Here is a 21967-nt window from a genome sequence, read left to right as displayed (position 1 = left end):
GCGTCGCGCTCTCGCACGCCCTCGCTTCACGACTTCATGAGTTTTCACATAAGGGAGTTGTTGGTTTTCATGTATCAACGTCGGAGATTTCTCGCCTTCGCCACTGTGGGTGCGGTCATATGCACCGCTGGATTCACACCGTCGGTCAGCCGGGCCGCCGACGGCGGCGACGGGGAAAAGAAGGGTTCCTACGCCGCAACGCACGGCCTGACGACGGATGACGTCGAGAACATCAACGCACTGAACGAAAGAGCCCTGGCCCTGGGGCAGCCCGGCAAGCCTCCGGCGGAATTATCTCCGAGCGCCGGCGCGCCCTCCCGGGCCTCCGACGACAGGGAAACCCCTCCCGCCGAGCCGCTCGACAGAATGCCTGACACGTACCGGGCCTACGGAGGCAGGGCCACTACGGTCGTCAACAACTACATACGCAAATGGCAGCAGGTCTACAGCCAGCACGACGGTAAGAAGCAGCAAATGACCGAAGAACAGCGGGAAAAGCTTTCCTACGGCTGCGTCGGCATCACCTGGGCCAATTCGGGCCCCTACCCGACGAACAGATTGGCGTTCGCGTTCTTCGACGAGAACAAGTACAGGAACGACCTGAAGAACACCGGACCCCGGCCCGGCGAGACGCAGGCGGAGTTCGAGGGGCGCATCGCCAAGGACAGTTTCGACGAGGGGAAGGGTTTCGAGCGGGCGCGTGATGTGGCGTCCATGATGAACAAGGCCCTGGAAAATGCGCACGACGAGGGGACCTACATCGGCAATCTCAAGACAGAGCTCACGAACAACAATGACGCTCTGCTCCACGAGGACAGCCGCTCGAACTTCTACTCGGCGCTGAGGAACACACCATCCTTCAAGGAGAGGGACGGGGGCAATTACGACCCGTCCAGGATGAAGGCGGTGATCTACTCGAAGCATTTCTGGAGCGGGCAGGACCGGCAGGGCTCCTCCGACACGAGGAAGTACGGCGACCCGGATGCCTTCCGCCCCGACCGGGGTACGGGGCTGGTCGACATGTCGAAGGACAGAAACATTCCGCGCAGTCCCGCCAACCCTGGCGAAAGCTGGGTCAACTTCGACTACGGCTGGTTCGGGGCTCAGACAGAAGCGGATTCCGACAAGACCATATGGACCCACGCCAACCATTATCACGCGCCCAACAGCGACCTGGGGCCCATGCGCGTATACGAGAGCAAGTTCCGGAACTGGTCCGCCGGGTACGCGGACTTCGACCGCGGAACCTACGCGATCACGTTCATACCCAAGAGCTGGAACACCGCACCCGCCAAGGTGATGCAGGGCTGGCCGTGACAGAACCGGGTAGCCGGCGTGACGTTCACGGGTCCGTGGTGAGCGCCTCCGCCGCTGCCGCCGCGACGGCGTCCGCGGCGGCGGCGAGGGCTGGGGAGCCGAGTTTCCACTGCTGCCAGTACAGCGGGACGTCCACCGGACGGTCCGGGGCGAGGTTGACGAGTGTGCCTGCGCGCAGGTGCGGCCCGGCATGCATCGTGGGGACCAGGCCCCAGCCCATGCCGGCCACCACGGCTTCGACATAGCCCTCGCTCGTCGGCACGTAGTGGCGCAGCGGGCTCGCGTCCTTGCCGTGTGCGATGGTGCGCACGAAGGCGTCCTGGAGGTCGTCGCGGCGGTCGAACATGATGACGGGGGCGTCGGGGAGCGCCCGGTGGAGCGGGGCGTCGGCGAGCCACTGGGCGGCGAAGTCCGGGCCGGCGGCGGCCAGGTAGCGCATGCGGCCGAGCTCGCGCACGGAGCAGCCGGCCACGGGGTCGGGCGAGGAGGTGACCGCAGCCATCACCTGGCCCTCGCGCAGCAGGGCGGTGGTGTGTTCCTGGTCCTCGCGGCGGAGTTCGAAGTAGATCCGCAGGTCGTGCGGGACCCGGGTCAGTGCCGGGAAGAACCAGCTGGCCAGGGAGTCGGAGTTCACCGCGATCGTGAGGCGGGCGGGGGCGCCGGCCTCCGCCATGCCCAGGTCGGCGCGCGCGTCGCTCTCGAGGCGGGCGAGCTGGCGGGCGAAGCGCACGACGATCCGGCCGGACTCGGTCGGCTGCACGGGCTTGGTGCGCATCAGCAGGACGCGTCCGGTGCGCTGTTCCAGCGCCTTGACGCGTTGGCTGACGGCGGACGGCGTGATGTGCAGGGCCGCGGCTGCGGCGTCGAAGGTGCCCTCGTCCACCACGGTGAGCAGGGTGCGGACCAGGTCGTGGGGCAGGCTCGTCATCACGGCCGCTAATGATACCTAAGAAACTTTAGCTGTACTGTCGGTCGACTGATCCTTAGCGTCAAGGGCATGTACAGCGCTTTCACCGCCGGAGCCGCAGGCTTCGGCACCGGACTCTCCTTGATCGTCGCCATCGGTGCGCAGAACGCCTTCGTGCTGCGCCAGGGCATCCGGCGCGACGCGGTCCTGCCCGTGGTGGCCATCTGCGCCGCGTCGGACGCCCTGCTCATCACCCTCGGCGTCGCCGGTCTCGGCTCCCTGGTCACCGCCTGGCCGCCGGCCATGACCGCCGTGCGCTGGCTCGGCGCCGCCTTCCTCCTCGGCTACGGGCTGCGCGCCGCGATCCGCGCTTACCGTTCCCCGGACGCGGCCATGCACACGGAGGGCTCGTCGGTGCGCTCGCGGCGGCGCGCCGTGCTCAGCTGTCTGGCGATGACCTGGCTCAACCCGCACGTCTACCTCGACACCGTGCTGCTGCTCGGTGCGATCGCCGCGGCCAAGGGGCCGCTGCGCTGGGAGTTCGGCATCGGCGCGGCTCTGGCCAGCCTGTGCTGGTTCAGTGCGCTGGGCTTCGGGGCCCGGCTGCTCAGCGGGGTGTTCGCCCGGCCGTCGGCCTGGCGCGTCATCGACGTGCTGATGGCGGCGACCATGCTGTTCGTCGGCGTGATGCTGCTGGCCGGGGCCTGACGGCTCCTCTCACCCGAGGCCGCGGGCCTGCCGGAACCGGGCGGGCCCGTCGGCCGGGTCGACGAGCGGATCCGGGTAGCCGCGGGCGGCGTGCCCGCTCCCCCGCAGGCGCCAGGGTTCGTGGACGGCCGGGCCGTCCCCGAGGCCCGCGAGTTCCGGTACCCAGCGGCGTACGTACGCGCCGTGCGGGTCGTGCCGCCGGGCCTGGGCCAGGGGGTTGAGGACCCGGTTGGGGCGGGTGTCCGTGCCGGTTCCGGCCACCCACTGCCAGTTGAGCTGGTTGTCGGCGATGTCGCCGTCGACGAGCAGGTCCAGGAAGTGCCGGGCGCCGATGCGCCAGTCCACGTACAGCGTCTTGGTGAGGAAGGATGCGGCCAGCAGGCGCGCCCGGTTGTGCATCCAGCCCTCGTGCTGCAGCTGGCGCATGGCCGCGTCGATCACGGGGTATCCGGTGCGGCCGTCGCGCCACGCGGCCACTTCCGCGGCGGCCTGCCGCCCGGTGTGCCAACGGTCGTTGCGGGGGCGGTAGTCGACGGTGGCCGTCTGCGGGCGGGCGGCCAGCACCTGGTGGTGGAAGTCGCGCCAGGCGAGCTGCCGCACGAACGCCTCGGCGCCGGGACCGCCCACGCCGCGGGCCCGGTGCACGACCTCGACCGGGGAGAGCGCGCCGAAGTGCAGCGGGGCCGAGAGCCGGGAGGTGGCGTCGGCGGCGAGGTCGTCGTGGGACTCCGCGTACCGTGCGATCCCGTCGCGCAGCCATGCCGTGAGCCGTCTGCGGGCCGCGGTCTCCCCGCCGGCGGCCAGGCCCGGGGAGACTCCGGGGACGTCGCGGCGGGCGGGGACGTCCTCGGATCCGATGCCGTCGGGGACGCGCACCGTCCGCGGTGCGCCGAGGACGTCGCGCAGGCGGTGCCGGGACCAGTGGCGGAAGTAGGGGGTGAAGACGGCGAAGTGGTCCGAGGCGGCCGGGGTGACGGCGCCGGGCGGGAGGGCGGTTGCCACCGCGTCGTGGACCGTCAGGCCGCGGCCGGCGGACTCCAGGGCCGCCCGCAGCCGTTCCTCGCGCCGCAGGGCGTACCGGGTGGTGCCGGCCGCCATGTGCACCCGGTCGGCGCCCGCTTCGGTGGCGACCCGGCACACCTGGTCGACGACGTCGCCGTACCGCACGATCAGGCGGCCGCCGCGCCGGCGCAGGCCGGTGTCGAGGTCGGCGAGGCAGTCCGCGAGGAAGGCCCTGCGGTTGGGGACGGCGAACCCCGCGGCGTCGATCCCGTCGTCGCGCACGAACAGCGGCACCACCCCGTCGGCGGAGGCGAGCGCGGCACGCAGCGGCGGGTGGTCGTGCAGCCGCAGGTCGGAGGTGAAGAGGACCACCGGAACGTTCATGATCGTCCTCTTCCCGGACCGTCGTCCGGTGTACCGGTCCGTGCCGCCGGAATTCCGTTGACGTGCCGATGGCGCCGTCCTACGTTGATGAAGCCCCTGTTGCCGTCGATCGGAGAAGGACGTTGCTCGTCTGAGGTCCTGAGACACCGCGCTGCCGCGCTGCCGGGCCGTCATGGCCCCGCTCAGCCGCCGCCTGCGTTCCGTGTGCGACCTCGACGCATCGAGCCGTCCTCCCGCCGGTGACGGGGATCCTGAATTTTTCCCCCGCGGTGTCTCCACGTGTTGCCCCGACCGCCCTTCTCACGCAACCACGCGAGGCCCACATGTCTGCAACCCCTGCCTTCATCAGCTGCACGTCGCTCTCCTACGCCTGGCCGGACGGCACCCCCGTCTTCGACGACCTCCAAGCGGCCTTCGGTCCCCACCGGACGGGGCTCATCGGCCTCAACGGGTCGGGAAAGTCCACCCTGTTGAAGCTGATCGCCAAAGAGCTCTCCCCGGCCGACGGCACCGTGCGCGTGGCCGGCGAGACCGGTTATCTCCCGCAGAACGCCACGCTCGACACCTCGCTCCGCGTCGACGAGGTCCTCGGCATCGCCGCGGCGCGCGCCGCGCTGCACGCCATCGAGGCGGGCGACGCGAGCGAGGAGCACTTCGCGGCCGTCGGCGACGACTGGGACGTCGAGGAGCGTGCCATGGCGACGCTCGACGGGCTGGGGCTGGGGCGCATCGGCCTGGACCGCACCGTCGGCGAGGTGTCCGGCGGGGAGTCGGTCCTGCTGCGCCTGGCCGCGCTGCTGCTGCGCCGGCCCGATGTGCTCCTGCTCGACGAGCCCACCAACAACCTCGACCTGTCCGCGCGTCGCCGCCTGTACGCGGCCGTCGAGGCGTGGCCCGGCGTCATGGTCGTGGTCAGTCACGACCGTGAACTCCTCGACCGCGTCGACCGGATCGCGGATCTGCGGGCAGGCGGCATCACCTGGTACGGGGGCAACTTCTCGGCGTACGAGGAGGCGCTCGCCGTGGAACAGGACGCGGCCGAACGGCTGGTGCGCACCGCCGAGTCCGACCTGCGCAAGCAGAAGCGCGAACTGGCCGACGCCCGCGTCAAACTGGCCCGCCGCAAGCGGTACGGCCAGAAGATGTGGGACAGCAAGCGCGAGCCCAAGGTCGTCATGGGTGCGCGCAAGCGGCAGGCCCAGGTCTCTGCGGGCAAGCATCTCGTCCTGCACGAGGACCGGCTCGCCGGGGCGAAGGAGCGGCTCGACGAGGCGGTGGACGCCGTGCGCGACGACGACGTGATCCGCATCGACCTCCCGGCCACGGCGGTGCCGCCGGGCCGTTCCGTGTTCACCCTCCGGGACCTGCAACCGGCCCACGGCGCCCGGGTCGAGGGCGAGTTCGAGCTGCGCGGTCCCGAGCGGATCGCCCTGGTCGGACGGAACGGCGCGGGCAAGACGACGCTGCTGCGCACGATCGCCGGAGAGCTGGAGCCGTTCTCCGGCACGGCCGAGGTCCATGTGCCGCTGCGGTTCCTGCCGCAGCGACTCGACGTGCTCGACGAGGAGTTGAGCATCGCCGAGAACGTCGCACGCTTCGCCCCCGAGGCGACCGGGAACCGGATCCGGGCCCGGCTGGCCCGCTTCCTGTTCAAGGGGGCACGGGCCGACCAGCAGGCGGGGACCCTCTCGGGCGGGGAGCGCTTCCGCGCCGCGCTGGCGGCGTTGATGCTGGCCGAGCCCGCCCCGCAGCTCCTGCTGCTCGACGAGCCGACGAACAACCTCGACATGGCGAGCGTCCGTCAGCTCACCACGGCCCTGGAGTCGTACGAGGGCGCGCTGGTCGTGGCCAGTCACGACCTGCCGTTCCTGGAGTCGCTCGGCGTGACGCGCTGGCTGCTCCTGGACGGTGGACTGCGGGACACCACGGCGGAGGAGGTGCGCGCGGAGATGGGCGGATAGAAGCCGGGGGAACCCCGCTTGGCGCCTTGAACGGTCCGTCAGCCCGGGCCGGTCCTTCAGCCCCCGGCGCTCGTGATCACTGCGAACGGTGCCCCGAACGGGTCGAGCACCATGGCCAGGCGGCCCACGCCCGGGGCGTCCATCGCGGGGATGATGGTGGTGGCGCCCAGCTCCTCGGCCCGGGCCAGGGCGGCGTCGCAGTCCTCGACCTCGAAGTAGGGATGCCACTCGGAGGTCGAGCCCCGCTGCATGTGCTCCTCGGGCAGTTGCATGAGGCCGCCGTGCATCCGCTTCTCTCCGCCGCCCGCGGGGCCCGCGATGGTGTAGACGAGGCCCTCCCCCATGCCCATGTCGCGGGTGTCCCAGCCGAACACCTTGCGGTAGAACTCCGTCGCCGCGGCGGCGTCGGTGCTGTACAGCTCGATCCAGCTGACGGAGCCGGGGGCGTTGACCGCCTCCAGGCCGTCGGTGTCGCCGGGCTGCCACACCGCGAACTCCGCACCTGCGGGATCGGTGAATCCGGCCATGCGGCCTGCCGTGAGGACGTCCATCGGCGGGAAGCGGACCGAGCCGCCGGCCCGCTGCACCGCGTCGGCGGTGTCGTCCGCGTCCTCGGTGCGGAAGTACACCGTCCACGCGGGATGCGCGCCCTCCTCCATCAGCGGGCCGAGGCCGGCCGCGGCCTTGCCGTCCTTCAGGAAGAAGCCGTACCCGCCGGCGTCCGGCCCGGCGGAGCGGAACTCCCACCCGAAGAGTCCTCCGTAGAAGGCGACGGCCGCGTCCGTGTCGGGTGTTCCCAGGTCGAGCCAGGTCGGCCCGCCCGGAACGTGTGTCGAGGTCAGCATCGTATGCTCCTGGTGCAGGTCGTCCCGGCGTCACGGGAGCCGGGAGCGCAACGTGGTCAGGGTGTGTGTATGCCCATCGGGCGGACTGCAAACATCCGGTGGGCGGCACCACGGCGCCCCGTAAGGGGCGCGGGGAACTGCGCGACCAGCCACAACGCGCCCGCAGTCGAGATTCTCAGGGCTTCGCCCTGGACCCCCGGGGTAGTGCGTCGACTGCGGGGCGCGAAGATCCGCCGGACGCGCCCTACGGCGCCCCTCCCCCGAGTGGGACGCCCGTGCGGACGGACTGGGCGACGGATGCCGGGGAGTCCTGGCTGCGCGCCGCGTCAAGCGGCAGCTCGGCGGACGGTGCGGGCCGGGCGGACGGTGGTGTGTATCCGGGGAGGTGCAGGGTGCCCCAGACGTAGGGGTCGGCCTGGGCGCTGCCGTAGGGGGACCAGGCGAGGCGGGACTTGCCTGTCTTGTCCTGGGTGTCGGAGTCGTAGACGAGGATGTTCGCGGTGAGGTGTGCGGGGTCGACGGGCGCCGGCAGGTCGGCGAGCGGGATCTTCGCCTCGACCGTGTAGCCGTGGTACGGGTCGGTCACCGTGGAGGCGACCGCCATGCCGGGTGCGGTGCTGGTCGCCGGGCCCTGGTGGTTGTCGCCGTCGCGCTCGGCGCAGGGGCCGCCGCTGTGGGCGGTGAAGGGGAGGATGCCCGTCTTGAAGGTGGTCGAGGTGTCGTCGGAGCGGCCTGCGGGGTCGAGGTCGATCTCGACGGAGTCGGTGCGCCAGTGGCGTTTGCAGTCGTTGGCGGCGTCGAGTGCGGCGCCCTTCTTGTCGTCGGTGACGTGGACGAGGACGTACAGGTCGTCGCCGTGGCGGGCGAGGCGGGCGTCGGCCGAGCAGTCGTCGGGGGTGCACTCCTTGCCGTCCCAGTGCGTCAGGTGCAGCGTCTCGCCGGGGTATTCGCCCGGGCTCGCCGTGCCGTCGACGACCGGGGCCTCGGCGACTTCGGGGACCGTGGTGGCGGGTGCGGGCAGGTAGGCGGGCTGGGCGTCGTCGGCCAGCCACGGCATGTGCACCTGCTGCGCCCAGTCGCGGAACTCCGCGTACAGCGGGCGGAGTCCGGTCTGGGGGTGCACCGGGGCGGTGACGGGTCTGCCGTCCTCGGCCAGGACGGTGAACCACTCGCAGGGGAGGCGGTCCGCTGGGGTGTCGACGGTGGGCGGGAGGGTGCCGAAGCCCTGGGTGACGTAGGTGCGGGCGGCGTCCCGCTCCACCTGCGCCCATGTCTTTCCGTGGTCGCGGGAGCGTGTTCCGGGCCAGACGCCGATGACCGGCAGCCCGGTGTGCGGGTCCGTGGCCTGCCGCTCGGCGCACTGCTCCCCCGTCGGCCTGTCGAACTTCCAGCTCTGGGCGAGGAGTCGGGAGGGTTTCCAGGGGGCGTGCTTCTCCTTGGTGATCTGTTCGGGGAATGCCGTCGGGTCGCCGGCCAGGCGGAAGGCCTCGACGGCCAGGCGGCCGGCCTCCTGGTGGCCGCCGTGCTGGTTGAAGGGGCGCGGGTCCATGGTCACGACGGTCTTCGGGGTGGTCGCCCGGATCAGCCGGACGAGCCGGGCGAGGGTGTCCGTCGGCTGTTGCGGGGCGCGGTTCCAGGCCTTGGCGGTCAGGGGTGCGGAGAGCGTGTACCAGAAGTCCGGCTTGTCGAGGTAGAAGACGTTGCGGATGCCGACGTGCCCGACGGCTGCGCGTTCCTCGCGTTCGCGGATCCTGCCGAGTGCGGGGCCCTCCTCGGGGCCGACGGCGTTCCCGCCGCCCTCGCCGCGGGTGATGGTGACGACGCCGGTGCTCAGTCCCTGGCGTTCTCTCCACTGGCCGAAGGTGGCCAGGGACTGGAACTCGTCGTCCGGGTGGGCGCCGATGAACAGCACGTCCGTGTGGGCTGCCGCTCTGCTCGCCGGGGACGTGGTGTCGTCTCCGTCCGGTTCCTTGTGCGTGCTGCACGCGCCGGTGACCAGTGCTGCGGCGACGAGTGCGGCGGGGAGGAGGCGTCGGGGTTTGTACGGCGTCATGGGACCTCGTCCTTCCCTCGGGCTCCGGTGGGCGGGAAACCCATGATGCCGCGGTGGCGTGGCGGGGAACATGGGGCATATGAGCGGCAATCAGTCCCCCGAAGGCCTTGAGCGTGTCCTGCGGGCCGCCGGTATCGGTGACGAGCGTCTGCTGCAGGCCGTCCGGACCACGCCCCGGGCGGCGTTCGTGCCCGCCGGTCAGGAGGCGGTCGCGTACCACGACGAGCCCGTTCCGATCGCTCACGGCCTGGTGACCACACAGCCCTCGCTGTCCGCCCTGATGATCGAGGGCCTGTGTCTGGGCGGGGACGAGCACGTTCTCGAGGTCGGCACGGGTCTCGGTTTCCAGACCGCGCTGCTCGCCCGACTGGCGGGCGACGTGGTGAGCATCGAGATATGGCCCGACCTCGCGCGGCAGGCGCGGCGCAACCTCGACCGGCAGGGTGTCCGCAACGTGGACGTGCGCACCGGGGACGGCAGTTACGGGGTGCCGGAGTGCGCTCCGTACGACGCCGTCCTCGTGTCCGCCGCGTTCCCCGAGGTGCCCGCGCCGCTGGTCGGACAACTGCGGGACGGCGGGCGGCTGGTGCAGCCCATCGGGCCGGGCGGACGGGAACGGGTGGTGGCCTTCCGGCGCACCGGCAGCGGGCTGGAATCCGTGCGCGTGCTGGCGGATGCGCGCTTCGTCCGCCTGCGCGGGCGGTACGGCTACTCCGCCTGACCGCGGCGCACCGTCATGCGCCCGTCCCCCGGTCCGTCACAGCGAGGAAGTCCTTGATGTCCTCGACGAGTTGCCCCGCCGTGTCCTCCAGGACGAAGTGCCCGGCGCGGGGATAGAGGTGGAGCGATGCCCGGGGCAGGCGGCGGGTCCATTCCGCGAGGACGAGGTCGTCGTGGAGGGGGTCGCGCATACCCCAGCCGATGAAGACGGGCAGTTGGGTGAAGGTGATGAGGGCCTGGCCGAGGCGGCGGGCGCGGGGCCGGCCGGGGTCGGCCGGGCCGAGGGGGATGTCCTGGGTGAAGCGCACCAGTGCGGACCGGTCGCGGCGGTGCCGGTAGGGGGCGAGGTAGGCGTCGCGGACGGCCTGCGGCAGCGGGCGGCACGGGGCCTGCCGCAGCGTCAGGTGCGCCACGGCGTTGGCGGCGTGCGCGATCCTGCCCAGCGCCGGCCGTCTCAGGGCCTGTGCGGCGCGCGGGAGTTGGTATCCCGGGGGCGGGGGGAACGCGGTGGTGTTGAGGACGACGAGGCGGTCGACGACGCCGGGGTGCAGGTGGGACCACCACAGGCCGACCGGGCCGCCCCAGTCGTGCACGATCAGCGTCCAGCCCCGTGCGGGTGCGCCCCGGTCGGTGGTGAGGTGGTCGACGAGGCGGCCGAGGTCCTGGGCGCGGGTGTCGGCGAGGAGTTCGCCGTCCGGGTCGCGTGCGCGGTCGGAGAGTCCCATGCCCCTGAGGTCGGGGGCGATGCAGCGGTAGCGGTTGCGCAGTGCGAGGACGAGGTGGCGCCACATGTAGCTCCAGGTGGGGCTGCCGTGCACCATGAGGACCGGGGTGCCCCGGCCCTCGTCCAGGTAGTGCTGGTGCCAGGCGCCGTGGTCGAACCAGCGTCCCTGGAAGGGGTAGTCGGGGAGGCGGCGTGCCTGTGCGGCGGTGAGGGGCGGCCGGGGGCTCATCGTGTCCGCCGCAGGCGTTCGAGCCCTTCCGGGGTGCTGACGAGGGGGGTGTAGCCGAGGTGGGTGCGGGCGGCGGTGATGTCGAACCAGTTCGCGTGGATCGCTCCTGCCACCAGGCACCGGTCGAGCGGGGGCCTTCCGGGCAGGCGGAGCAGCCGCCAGCCGTCCTCGCAGAGCCCGCCGGTCGCGCGGGCGAGCGGGACGGGCACGGGCTGCAGGCGCGGGTTGCGGCCCAGGGCGCGGAAGAAGAGGGTCAGGGTGCGGGCGAAGGTGCACGGCCTGCCCTGGGTGATGAAGTACGGGCGGCCTGCCGCGGGGGTGCCGGGGCGGACGCGGTCGAGGGCCAGGAGGTGGGCGTGGGCGGCGTTGTCCACGTGGACGGTGTCGATGCGCTTGTGTCCGCCGCCGACGAGCGGGAAGACGCCGAGGCGGGCGGCGCGCAGCAGCCGGGGCGCGAAGTGCGGGTCGCCGGGGCCCCAGATGCAGTGCGGGCGCAGGGCGACGGTGGCCAGGCCGGGGCCGTCGGCGGCCAGGACGAGGCGTTCGGCGGCGGCCTTGGTGGCCGGGTAGGGGCCGAGGGGCCGGCGCGGGTAGGGCAGGGTCTCGTCGCCGCCGTCGATGTCGGTGTTGTCGAAGACGACGCTGGGGCTGGAGGTGTGGACGAGGGTGCCGACGCCGTGCCGTCGGCAGGCGTCCAGGACGTGCCGGGTTCCGGTGACGTTGACGTCGTGGCAGGGCCGGGGGTCCGCGGCCGCGCCGACGCGGGCGGCGGTGTGCACGACCGCGTCGCAGCCGGCGGTGGCGCGGCGGACGGCGTCGGCGTCGCGGATGTCGCCGAGGCGCTGGTCGACGCCGAGTGCGGCGAGGGGCTCGCCGAAGCGGCGCTGCAGCGACCTGACCTCGTGTCCGGCCACGGCCAGTTGCCGGCACACGGCGCTGCCGAGGAAGCCGCTGCCGCCGGTGACGAGGATCTTCACCGTTGCTCTCCCGTGGTGTCGAGGAAGTGCCGGATGGCCGGGACGAGTTCGGCGCGCGCGTCCTCCAGGACGTAGTGGCCGGCGTCGGGGTAGCGCAGCACGCGCGCGTGGGGGAAGCGTTGTTGCCAGGCGTCGGCCAGCGGCGGCCGCAGGACCGGGTCGCGCATGCCCCAGCCGACGAGCATCGGTGTGCGGTCCAGGGCGGGCAGCATGCGTTCGACGACGGCCAGCAGCGCCCAGCCGGGGTCGCGGGGGGTGAGCGGGACGTCCCGGATGAAGCGGGCCAGGGCGGCGCGCCGGCGCCGTCGGCGGTAGGGCTCGGTGAAGGCGCGGCGGACCGGCGGGGGCATCGGGGTGGTCACGCCGAGCCGGGCGGCTCCGTGGGCCCAGCCGGGTGTCCAGTGCGCGGCGGGGGAGCTGACGGCGCGCAGGTGCAGCAGGCGGAACCACCAGGGGGGCAGGGCGTGTTCGGGGAAGCGGAAGACGGCGGTGTTCAGGGCGACGACCCGGTCCACCTTGTCGGCGTTCAGGCAGGCCCAGGTCAGGGCGACGGGTCCGCCCCAGTCGTGGGCGACCACGGTCCATCCGCGCCGCGGTGCTCCGTGCTCGTCGGTCAGGTGGCGGACGAGGTCGTCGAGTGCGGCGATCTGGTGTCCGGCCAGGAGGGCGGGCAGGGGCGGGGCGAGGCGTTCGGACAGGCCCATGCCGAGCAGGTCCGGGGCGATGCACCGGTAGGCGTCGCGCAGTCCGGCTATCAGGTGGCGCCAGGCGTAGCTCCAGGACGGGTTGCCGTGCACCATCAGCACCGGGGGGCCGGTGCCCTCGTCCACGTAGTGCTGCCGGCTGCCGTCGGTGTGCGCGAACCACTGTGAGGTGAAGGGGTAGTCGGGCCGGCGGGGGCGGTCGGCTGCTGCGCACACGGGGCGGCCTTTCGCGGTGCGAATGGCGTCAACTTCACTGCTTTGACGTCGAGTTCATTCCCGTTACGGGCTCGTCCTGCGCCGGGGTGCTCCGGAATCACTCATGTAGGTGATGCCGCCGCGACGGTGTCGTCCTCATCCTGATAAGGGCTGAATGGACCGACAGCACCGGCCCGTACCGCACGGAGGTGTCCGCCGTGGCCCCGCTGGCCCGTACCGTCCTGGGTGCCCTGCAGGAGGCGCCCGGGGGCGTGTGCCTGCGTTACCCGCAGGGCCGGCGGAGGTTCGCGGCGCTCGGCAACGCCGAGGCCGCCGCGCTGAGCCTCGCGACCGCCGCGGCCCTGGCCCGGGCCGGGATCCGGCCCGGGTACCGGGTGGCCGTGCTGACCCGGGACCCGGTGGAGCTGGGGGTCTGCGTGCTGACCCTGGTCGGCATGGGAGCCGTCCCCGTCCTCGTCGACGGTTCCCTCCCGCTGCGGGTGATGGGGCGCTGTCTGACGGCCGCCGCACCGGACGTCCTGCTGGCCGAGCCGCTCGCCCACCTCGCCGGGCGCCTGCTGGGCTGGGGCGGGGATGCCGTGAGCCACCGCGTGGTGGCGGGTCCCCGGCTGTGGCCCGGCCGGACGCTTCGGCGGCTGCGGCGCGCCGTTCCTCCGTGGCGGACGTTGGCCGACCCGCCGGACGACGCCCCGGCGATGGTCGTGTTCACCTCCGGTGCGACGGGGCCGCCCAAGGGTGTCGTCCACCGGCACGGCACGCTGCAGGCGCAGCTCCGGGCGCTGCCGGAGGGTGTGGAGTTGGCGGGTCGGACGGTCGTGGCCGCCTTCGTGCCGGCCGCGGTGCTCGGGCCGCTGCTCGGCGCCACCACGGTGGTCCCGCGCGTGGATCTGACCCGTCCCACGCGCCTGCGCGCCCGGGACCTGGCGCACGCCGTGAACAGTACGGAGGCCGGTGTGCTCATGGGCTCGCCCGCGCTCCTGGACCGGCTGGCCCGCTACTGCATCCGTACGCTCACTCCCCTGCCGACCCTGCGTCATGTCGCCTCTTTCGGCGCGTCGTTGCCGTACGCGGTCCTGGACCGGCTGCGGGTGTGCCTGCCCGCCGACGCGACGGTCCTGAGCGTGTACGGCGCCACCGAGGCCCTGCCGGTCAGCATGATCGGCCACCGGGAGCTGCTCCCGCTGCGCGCGGCCACGGCCCGGGGGCAGGGGGTGTGCCTGGGCCGTCCCGTGCCGGGGGTCACCGTCCGCGTCCTGCCGCCGGACGCGCTGTACAGCGGCGCGGATGCCCCCTGCGGCACCGTGGGTGAACTCGCCGTCTCCGGGCCGAACGTCAGCCCCGCCTATCTGGATCCGGCGGCCACCCTGGCGGCGAAGCAGTACGAGGAGGGCGGCGTGGTCGTGCACCGCATGGGCGATGCGGGGCGGCTGGACGAGCAGGGCCGCATCTGGTTCTACGGCCGCCTCGCGCACCAACTGCGCACGATCGGGGGACCGTTGTTCACCGAGCAGGTGGAACCGGCTCTCGACGCGGTGCCGGGTGTGCGCCGCACGGCGCTGGTGGGCGTCGGACCGGCCGCCGCGCAGCAGCCGGTGGTGATCGTCGAGCCGGAGCGCGGGACGTTGCGCGCGGACCGCGCGGAGGTGTGCCGCGGCGTCCGGGAGGTGCTGGACGGGCTGGAGCTGCCGGTGACGGGTGCGGAGCCCGTCCTGTTCCACCGGTCGCTGCCGGTGGACCACCGGCACGCGGCGAAGATCGACCGTGCGCGGCTGGCGGGTTGGGCCGCTTCGAGGGTCGACGGGTCCGCCTCACGGAGCCGGGGGCGGAGTGCCCTGTGAGGGGTGCAGGCCCAGGCGGTCGTGGATCAGGCGGGCGAAGTGGGTCAGGGTGCGTCCGCCGCCCATGAGTTCGCCGGGCGGGATGTGGATGCCGAAGTATTCGCGGGCCTGGAGGATGAACTCGGCGCCCATGAGGGAGTCGACGCCGAAGTCCTCCAGGTTGCGGTCGGGGTCCAGCTCCGACGGGTCGATGTGCAGGACGCCGGCGAGGTGGCGGGCCAGGGCCTCGGTGATGGCGCGGACCGCGTCCTCGGTGCTCATCGCGGCCAGGGAGCGCAGCAGTTCCTCGCGGGTCTCGTCCGCGTCCGCGGCGCCGGCGGGGACGAGCGCACCGTACCGGGGTGTGGCCAGGGAAGGCAGCAGTCGGCGCGCGCGGCCCCAGCGGTAGCGGCCGATGCCGGCGACGTCGGTGCCGGTGGCGAGGAGGTGGTCGGCAGCTCCGAACGCGTCGGTGGAGGTGACGGGTTCGAAGCCGAGGCCGGTCATGGTGGCCGCCAGGTTGCTGCGGGCGACGTATCCGGTGTCGGCGACCGGTCCCCAGGCGAGGGCGGTGGCGGGGCGTCCGGCGCGGCGGCGGGCTCGCGCGAGGGCCTCCAGGTAGGCGTTGGCGGCGACGTAGGGGGCCTGTGCGAGGTTGCCGGTGGCCGCGGTGACCGAGGAGTACAGCAGGAAGAGGTCCGGCTCCCGGTCGGCGGTGAGGCGGTCGAGGACGTCCGCCCCGGCGGCCTTGGGGGCGAACACGGCGGCGAAGCGCTCGTCGGTGAGGTCGGCCAGCGGGGCGTCGTCCAACTGCATGGCGCAGTGCACCACGCCGCGCAGCGGGTGGCCTGTGGCGTCCACGGCGGCGATCACTGCGCGCATGGCCGCCTCGTCGGTGACATCGGCGGCGTACGCGGTGGCCGCCGCCCCTCGCGCGGCGAGGCGTTCGACGACGGCCGGGGCCTCGGGGGTGTCGGCCCCGCGGCGGCTGGTCAGGGCGAGGTGGCGGGCGCCGCGGTCCGCGAGCCACTCGGCGGTGGCGGCGCCGAAGCCGCCGAGTCCGCCGGTGATCAGGTAGGTGCCGTCCGGGTCCAACGCAGGGATGGTGAGGACGGGTTCGACGGGGACCGGTTCGTCCAGTGGGTCGAGGGCGACGACGACCTTGCCGACGTGGCGGGAGTGCTGGAGCAGCCGGAAGGCCTCGTCGACGCGGGCCGCGGGGTGGACGGTGTGCGGGAGGGGGCGGTACCGGCCGTCGGCTGCCCGCATCGCCGTGTCGACCACCAGGCGGGGGCCGCGTACGGGGTCGAAGACGATGCTGTCGAGGTTGAAGCCGATGAAGGTGAGACTGCGGTGGAACGGGCGCAGCAGGAGCGGGTTGTTGAGGAAGATGTCGCGTTTGCCGAGTTCGATGAAGCGGCCGTTGGGGCGCAGCAGGTCGAGGCTTTGCGCGATGGCCTCGCCGCTGAGGGAGTTGACGACGATGTCGACGCCCTTGCCGTCGGTGAGTTCGCGCACGCGCGGGGCGAAGTCCAGGGTGCGGGAGTCCAGGACATGCTCGACGCCGAGGGTACGGAGCAGGTCGCGCTTGGTCCTGGTGCCTGCCGTGGCGATCACGCGGAGGCCCAGGGTGCGGGCGCACTGGAGAGCGGCCAGTCCGACGGCCCCGGCGCCGCCGTGCACCAGCAGCGTCTCGCCGGGGAGCGGCCTGGCCTCGTCGACGAGGGTGTGATGGACGGTGAGGAAGGCCACCGGGAAGGTGGCCGCCTCGGCGAAGCTCATGCCGTCAGGAATGATGCCGACGGCGGAGGGGTCCACGAGGCAGTGCGAGGCCAGCGCCGCGGCCATCAGCCCGCTGACCCGGTCGCCGACCGCGTACGCGGTGACGCCGGGGCCGACGGCGCTGACAATGCCCGCTGCGTCGGTGCCCAGCCCGCGGCCGAGCGGGGATCCCTCGACGGCCTCGGGCGGCAGCAGTCCGTTGGCGCGCATGGGGTCGCGGTAGTTGAGCGCGACGGCCTTCACCTCCACCACGATCTCTCCGGGTCCCGGCCGGAACGGTTCCGTCTGCCGCCACACGAGCCGGCGGTTGAAGCCCGGATCCCGTACGTCCAGGGCGAAAGGTGTGCTCGCGGGCAGGAGTTCGGGCTGGTCGGCCGGGCGCTGGGTCTCGCGGGGGACGAACCGGCCGCGCCGGGTGAGGACGATCTCGTCCTCGTCGGTGGGCGCGAGCAGTTCACGGGCCAGGCGCCGTGCATCGGCGGCCGGGTCGTCGCCGCGGTCCAGGGAGATCCGGCGCAGGTGCAGGTCGGGCTGTTCGTTGGCCAGGGTGCGGGCCGTTCCCCAGGCGGCCGCGTCGAGGGGGTGGGCAGGGCGTTCGGGGGCGGGGAACAGGCCGGTGGGCCGGGTGACCAGCCATACCTGCGGGCGGGTTGCCTCCGTCCGTTCGGTGCAGGCGGCGGCCAGGGCCCGCAGGAGGGCTGCGCGGTGCGTCGTCCGGGAGACGGCGTCTCCGGGACCGTCGACAGGCGCGCTCAACAGCAGGGCGACGCCGCCGGGTTCGGCGGGCAGTGCGGTGGCCCAGGCGGAGGTGTCGTCGGGGGCGGTGATGAGGTGTGCGGTGCCCAGGAGGCCGGCGAGTGTCTGCGCGGTCGGTGTCTCGTCGGCCGTCTCGACGGCGACGGTCCAGGCGGTGCCCGGCTCGGGCGCGGGCGGGTCGGGTTCGGTGGCGGGGAGGCGGTCGGCGGCTGTCAGGAGGACGGAGCGGTCGTCGGTGCCCGCCTGTACGGTGCCGGTGAAGCCGCACTGTTCCAGGAGCGGCATCCACCGGTCCCGGGGCAGCAGCGCGGTGTCGGGGCGCAGGGTGCGGTCGTGGCGCTGCCAGAAGTCCTCGGTGCCGCCGAGGAGGAGGGCCTGGTGCTGCGCGTCGTGCGACTCGACGGCGAGCAGGTGGCCGCCGGGGGCGAGCAGGGTGCGCACGCGGCCGAGCGTCCCGGCCAGGTCGGTGGCGGTGTGCAGGGCGTCGTCGGCGACGACCAGGTCGAATCCGCCGTCGCAGAAGCCCTGGGCCGTGGGGTCGGTGTCCGGGTCGAAGGTGCGGTGGTCGACGAAGTCGTGGGCGGCGAAGCGGTGTCCGGCGGCGGTGAGGGCGGCCTCGGACCGGTCGGTGCAGGTGTAGCGGGTGCGGTCCGCCGGCAGCAGGGGCAGCAGGGCCTCGGTGAGGGCGTGGGGTGCGGCGCCGAGTTCCAGGACGCGCAGGGGGCGGTCGTCGGGCCAGTGGCGGACGATCTCGCCGAGCCAGTTCTGGGCGACGCGGTGGGTGAAGCGGTGGGCGGGCGCGGCGGCGTACATCTGCTCGTAGGCCGTGGCACCGGTCTCCAGGGCCTCCTGTGTGCCCGGGGCGTCGCGCAGCATGGCGGGCAGGTGCCGCAGGTGTGCGTTGAGGTGGAGGGTCTCGGCGACGAAGGCCGGGTGGTCCTCGATCAGGGCCTTGAGGAAAGGTTCGGGACGGGGTGCGGTACCGGTCAGCTGCCAGCGGTCGTCGGCGGCGGGCCGGGCCAGTCCGTGCCGGGCGACGAGCGGGAGCATCAGCCGCACAAGTCGCCGGTGGCGCGGCTGCAGCCCGCCGTGGCGGAGGTCGGGCAGGGCGAACGCGGCGGAGGCGTCGTCGAGCAGCCCGGCCAGGGCTGCGGCCCAGCAGTGGGCCGCGGTTTCGTCGACGGCGGCACGGAAGCGGTCGTGGCCGGTCTCCTGCAGGGCGTCGTGCAGCCGGTCGATCCGGTCGTGGACGGCGTTCGCCAGGTCGGCGGCGGGTGGCAGCGGGGAGGGAGCGGCCGGTACCGCGGGGTGCGGAGCGGCGCGCAGGACGGTGCGCTGGACGGTCAGCGGGGTCCGGTCGGTGTTGTACGCGCGCCGGGTGCGGAACCCCGCGATCTCCGCGGTGACGGTGCCGTCGGCGTCGGCGTAGGTGACGTCCCAGCAGAACTCGGTCTCGGTGTGGCTGCGTTGGTGGAGGTGGACGACGCCGTGCGCAGAGGGTGTGCGCCACACCTTCACCGCGTCGAAGGTCGACGGCAGGTAGGCGCGGCCGGCCCGCATGTGCTCCTCCACCAGGGCGACCGTGGCCTGGAAGGGGCCGTCGAGCAGGACCGGGTGGACGGTGTAGGCCTCGGCCGGGTGCTCGTTGCGGTAGTCGGCCAGCAATTCGGTGTCGCCGACCCGTAGTTCGTGCAGCAGCTGGAAGGCGGGGCCGACGTTGAGGCCGACGCTGTGGCAGGTCGCGTAGAAGTCCGGCCCGCTGACGGTGCGGGAGCACCGGGCGCGGATCGCCTCGGGGTCGATGGGGGCGGGCGCCGTGCCGAGCAGGGTACGGACCTGGGCGCGGACGACGGGGTGGCAGGCGGTGCCGCGGCCCTCGCTGGTGCTGACGGTCAGCGCACCGTCCTCCGGGGTGACGGCGGTCTGCAGCCGGGCGGTTCCGGGGTCGGGCCAGGCGATCGGGAGCGGGTTGGCGATGCCCAGGTGCCGTACCTCCACGGGCCGGTCCAAGGCGCGGCGGCCGGCCGACAGCGCCATCTCGACGTACGCGGCAGCCGGCATGAGCACGGATCCGGCGATCCTGTGGTCGCCCATCCAGGGCACCAGTTGGGGCTCGATGGCGCCTTCCCACACCGGGTGCGGCGCCGGGAGGCGTTCGCCGAGGAGCGGGTGGTCGAGGGCTCCGGTGCCACTGGTGCGCACGACCACGTCGTGCGGGGTGCCGAGCCAGTGGCGTTCGCGCTGCCAGGGGTAGGCGGGGAGGTCGGTCACCCGGCCCGGGCGGGGGAAGTGCGTCTGCCGGTCGACGGCCGCGCCCGCGGCGAGCAGGGCTGCGACGGCGGTGGTGGTCTCGCGGGGGCCGTCGCCGTCGCGGTGCAGGGTGGGGATGTACGTGGCGTCGGTGCGCTGCAGATAGGGGCGCAGCACGGGGTGCGGGCCGATCTCGACGACGATGTCGGCGTGGCCGTCGAGGATGCGGGTGACGGCTTCGTGGAAGCGGACCGGTTCGCGGACGTTGCGCCACCAGTAGTCGGCGGTCAGGGCCTCGCCGGGCAGTGCCGTGCCGGTGACGGTGGAGAGGAAGGGGATGCGGGCGGCGGTGGGTTCCAGTCCGGCCAGTGCGGTCCGCAGCGGGCCGGAGACGGGGTCCATGGCGGGGCTGTGGAAGGCGTAGTCGAGGTCGAGTTCGCGGAAGAAGACGTCCCGGGCCGTCAGTTCCGCGCCGAGGGCGGCCAACGCTTCCGGATCGCCGGCGACGGTGACGGCGCGGTCGCTGTTGATTCCGGCGATCTCCAACGCATCGGCGTACGGGACGAGTTCCTCCCGTGCCGCGTGCTCGGACAGGCCGACGGCGGCCATCCGTCCGGTGCCTGCGGTGGTGCCCTGGGTGCGGCTGCGTTCGGCGATCACGCGGGCGGCCTGCTGCAGGGTGAGGGCCCCGGCGGCGTGGGCCGCGGCCACTTCGCCGACGCTGTGCCCGGCGACGGCCGCCGGACGCAGCCCGTGGGCGGCCAGCACGGCCACCAGGCCCATCTGCACGGCGAACAGGACGGGTTGGGCGATCTCGGTGCGCTGCCAGCGGGCTGCTTCCGGTTCGGCCAGTTCCTGCGTCACCGACCAGCCCAGGTGCGGGGCGAGCGCGGCATCGGCCTGTTGGACGGCTGCACGGAAGACCGGGTCGGCGGCCAGGAGGTCGGCGGCCATGCCGGGCCATTGGGAGGCGTTGCCGGAGAAGACGTAGGCGACCGTGTCCCGTCGGGCCTTGCGGGCCGTGGCTCCGTGGGCGGGTGTGTCCGTGAAGAGCCGGTCGAGCCGGTCGGCGGCCTCGTGGGGGCTGTCGGCCAGGACGGCGGCGCGGTGCGGGTGGGCGCTGCGGCGCAGGGTGGTGGTGTGGGCGAGGTCGTAGAAGTCCTCGGGTGCCGTCTCCCGCAGCTGTGCTGCGACGCGTGCGGCCAGTTCGCGCAGTGCCTTGGCCGAACGGGCAGAGATCACCACGGGAAGCGTTCCGGCTGGTTCGTCGCCCCGCTGCGCAGGGGCCGGTGGTGCGGTGAGGACGGCGTGGGCGTTGGCCCCGCCGAAGCCGAAGGAGTTGACGCCCACGGCCGACCGGTCCGAGAGCGGGAGTTCGACGGGTTCGACGGTGGGGGCGAGGCCGAGGGCAGTGAAGTCGATGTTCGGATTGAGGGGTTGGGCGTGCAGCGTGGCGGGGGCCGTGCCGTGCCGCAGGACCAGCACGGCCTTGAAGAGGCTGGGCATTCCGGAGGCCGGTTCCAGGTGGCCCAGGTTGGACTTGACGGAGCCGATGGGCAGCGGCCCCACGGTGCGGCGTTGTCCCAGGGCCCGTCCGATCGCCTGGGACTCGGCCGGGTCGCCCGCGAGGGTTCCGGTGCCGTGGGCCTCGAAGTACACCAGTTCGTCCGGGTCCACCCCGGCCCGCTCGTACACGGTGCGCAGGAGTGCTTCCTGCGCCCGGGTGCTGGGCAGGGCCAGGCCCTGGGTGCGGCCGTCGCAGTTGGTGCCGGTGCCGGCGATCACCGCGTGGATCCGGTCGCCGTCGGCCAGGGCGTCGGCGAGCCGTTTGAGGACGGCCACTCCCCCGCCCTCGGCCCGGACGAATCCGTCGGCGTCCGCGGAGAAGGCGGCACAGCGGCCGCTCGGCGAGAGCATGCCCGCGTGCGAGAAGCCGGCGAAGGAGTAAGGATTGCCCAGCACGTTGACGCCGCCCGCGAGGGCGGTGCGGCTGGTGCCGTCCAGCAGGGTGCGGCACGCGCGGTCCAGGGCCACCAGCGCGGAGGAGCAGGCGGTGTCGATCGCCATGCTCGGGCCGTGCAGGTCGAAGCAGTACGACACACGGTTCGCGGCGATGGACAGCGTGGAACCGCTCATCGTGTAGGGATTGGCGTACTGCTCGATCGTCCCCTGGATCGTCCCGTAGCTCGGGTCGGAGACCCCGATGCAGACGCAGGTGTCCGTTCCGGCCAGCGATTCGACGGGGATCCCGGCGTCGTCCAGCGCCTCGGCGGCCATTTCCAGCACCAGCCGCTGCTGCGGGTCCATGGCCTCGGCCTCTTTCGGGGCGATGCCGAAGTAGGCGGCGTCGAAGCCGGCCACGTCGTCGAGGAAGCCGCCGGCCGCCGTGTAGCTCCGGCAGGCGCGCAGGCCTCCGGGGTCCACGAAACGGTTCTTGTCGAACCGGTCCGGCGGGATCTCACCGACCGCATCCCGGCCCTCGCACAAGGCTTCCCACAGCCCCCGCAGGTCCGAGATCCCGCCGGGCAGCCGGCAGCCGACGCCGACGACGGCCACCGCGCGGTCGTTGCACTCCATCGTCGGCCCCCGTCCGGTTCCCCAACGCGGCCTGCCCC

General features: G+C 73.1%; 13 protein-coding genes. 5 read left to right on the top strand and 8 right to left on the bottom strand.

Annotated features, from left to right (window positions below; genetic code table 11):
• Nucleotides 1–36 precede the first annotated feature (36 nt).
• Nucleotides 37–1317 carry a protein-glutamine gamma-glutamyltransferase gene (locus ACWD4B_RS07720; RefSeq protein WP_451419931.1) on the top strand — a complete coding sequence of 427 codons (1281 nt, stop codon included), beginning with the start codon at nt 37–39 and terminating at the stop codon, nt 1315–1317.
• 25 nt (nt 1318–1342) lie between these two features.
• On the opposite strand, the gene ACWD4B_RS07715 is transcribed toward ACWD4B_RS07720, so the two are convergent.
• On the bottom strand, nt 1343–2245 hold the full coding sequence (locus ACWD4B_RS07715) for a LysR family transcriptional regulator ArgP (protein WP_451419940.1): 903 nt from the start codon (nt 2243–2245) through the stop codon (nt 1343–1345).
• A 69-nt stretch (nt 2246–2314) separates the two neighbouring features.
• Here ACWD4B_RS07715 and ACWD4B_RS07710 point away from each other — a divergent pair, with 69 nt between their 5' ends.
• On the top strand, nt 2315–2932 hold the full coding sequence (locus ACWD4B_RS07710) for a LysE/ArgO family amino acid transporter (RefSeq protein ID WP_451419930.1): 618 nt from the start codon (nt 2315–2317) through the stop codon (nt 2930–2932).
• A gap of 9 nt (nt 2933–2941) precedes the next feature.
• Here ACWD4B_RS07710 and ACWD4B_RS07705 read toward each other — a convergent pair whose 3' ends face one another.
• The gene (locus tag ACWD4B_RS07705; protein WP_451419929.1) at nt 2942–4318 is read right to left on the bottom strand and encodes a cryptochrome/photolyase family protein; all 1377 of its coding nucleotides are present in this window, start codon (nt 4316–4318) and stop codon (nt 2942–2944) included.
• Nucleotides 4319–4641: 323 nt separating this feature from the next.
• On the opposite strand from ACWD4B_RS07705, the gene ACWD4B_RS07700 reads away from it, so the two are divergent.
• Nucleotides 4642–6279, top strand: a complete 1638-nt coding sequence (locus ACWD4B_RS07700) for an ABC-F family ATP-binding cassette domain-containing protein (RefSeq protein WP_451419928.1) — start codon at nt 4642–4644, stop codon at nt 6277–6279.
• A 56-nt stretch (nt 6280–6335) separates the two neighbouring features.
• Here ACWD4B_RS07700 and ACWD4B_RS07695 read toward each other — a convergent pair whose 3' ends face one another.
• Entirely contained in the window at nt 6336–7124 is a 789-nt protein-coding gene (locus ACWD4B_RS07695; RefSeq protein WP_451419927.1) for a VOC family protein, read from the bottom strand.
• A 244-nt stretch (nt 7125–7368) separates the two neighbouring features.
• A complete protein-coding gene (locus ACWD4B_RS07690; RefSeq protein WP_451419926.1) occupies nt 7369–9177 on the bottom strand; it encodes a sugar-binding protein in 1809 nt (602 codons plus the stop codon).
• 79 nt (nt 9178–9256) lie between these two features.
• On the opposite strand from ACWD4B_RS07690, the gene ACWD4B_RS07685 reads away from it, so the two are divergent.
• A complete protein-coding gene (locus ACWD4B_RS07685; protein ID WP_451419925.1) occupies nt 9257–9898 on the top strand; it encodes a protein-L-isoaspartate(D-aspartate) O-methyltransferase in 642 nt (213 codons plus the stop codon).
• 13 nt (nt 9899–9911) lie between these two features.
• Here ACWD4B_RS07685 and ACWD4B_RS07680 read toward each other — a convergent pair whose 3' ends face one another.
• The 3 genes from ACWD4B_RS07680 to ACWD4B_RS07670 are packed head-to-tail and all read right to left on the bottom strand — an operon-like array spanning nt 9912 to nt 12747.
• Nucleotides 9912–10850, bottom strand: a complete 939-nt coding sequence (locus ACWD4B_RS07680) for an alpha/beta fold hydrolase (RefSeq protein WP_451419924.1) — start codon at nt 10848–10850, stop codon at nt 9912–9914.
• Nucleotides 10847–11827, bottom strand: a complete 981-nt coding sequence (locus ACWD4B_RS07675; RefSeq protein ID WP_451419923.1) for an NAD-dependent epimerase/dehydratase family protein — start codon at nt 11825–11827, stop codon at nt 10847–10849. Before ACWD4B_RS07675 ends, ACWD4B_RS07680 begins: the two co-directional genes overlap by 4 nt.
• Nucleotides 11824–12747: an alpha/beta fold hydrolase gene (locus ACWD4B_RS07670; protein WP_451419922.1), complete on the bottom strand. Its 924-nt coding sequence runs from the start codon at nt 12745–12747 to the stop codon at nt 11824–11826. The genes ACWD4B_RS07675 and ACWD4B_RS07670 overlap by 4 nt, the downstream gene beginning before the upstream one ends.
• Nucleotides 12748–12935: 188 nt before the next feature.
• Here ACWD4B_RS07670 and ACWD4B_RS07665 point away from each other — a divergent pair, with 188 nt between their 5' ends.
• Entirely contained in the window at nt 12936–14585 is a 1650-nt protein-coding gene (locus ACWD4B_RS07665; protein WP_451419921.1) for an AMP-binding protein, read from the top strand.
• Here the strand turns inward: ACWD4B_RS07665 and ACWD4B_RS07660 are convergent.
• The gene (locus ACWD4B_RS07660) at nt 14556–21929 is read right to left on the bottom strand and encodes an SDR family NAD(P)-dependent oxidoreductase (RefSeq protein WP_451419920.1); all 7374 of its coding nucleotides are present in this window, start codon (nt 21927–21929) and stop codon (nt 14556–14558) included. The two genes, ACWD4B_RS07665 and ACWD4B_RS07660, sit on opposite strands and share 30 nt — an antisense overlap.
• Nucleotides 21930–21967 lie beyond the last annotated feature (38 nt).

The sequence above is a fragment of the Streptomyces sp. NPDC002536 genome (genome assembly GCF_053594995.1).
Note: the sequence above shows the minus strand (reverse complement) of the source record. Positions and strands in the feature narration are given on the sequence as shown.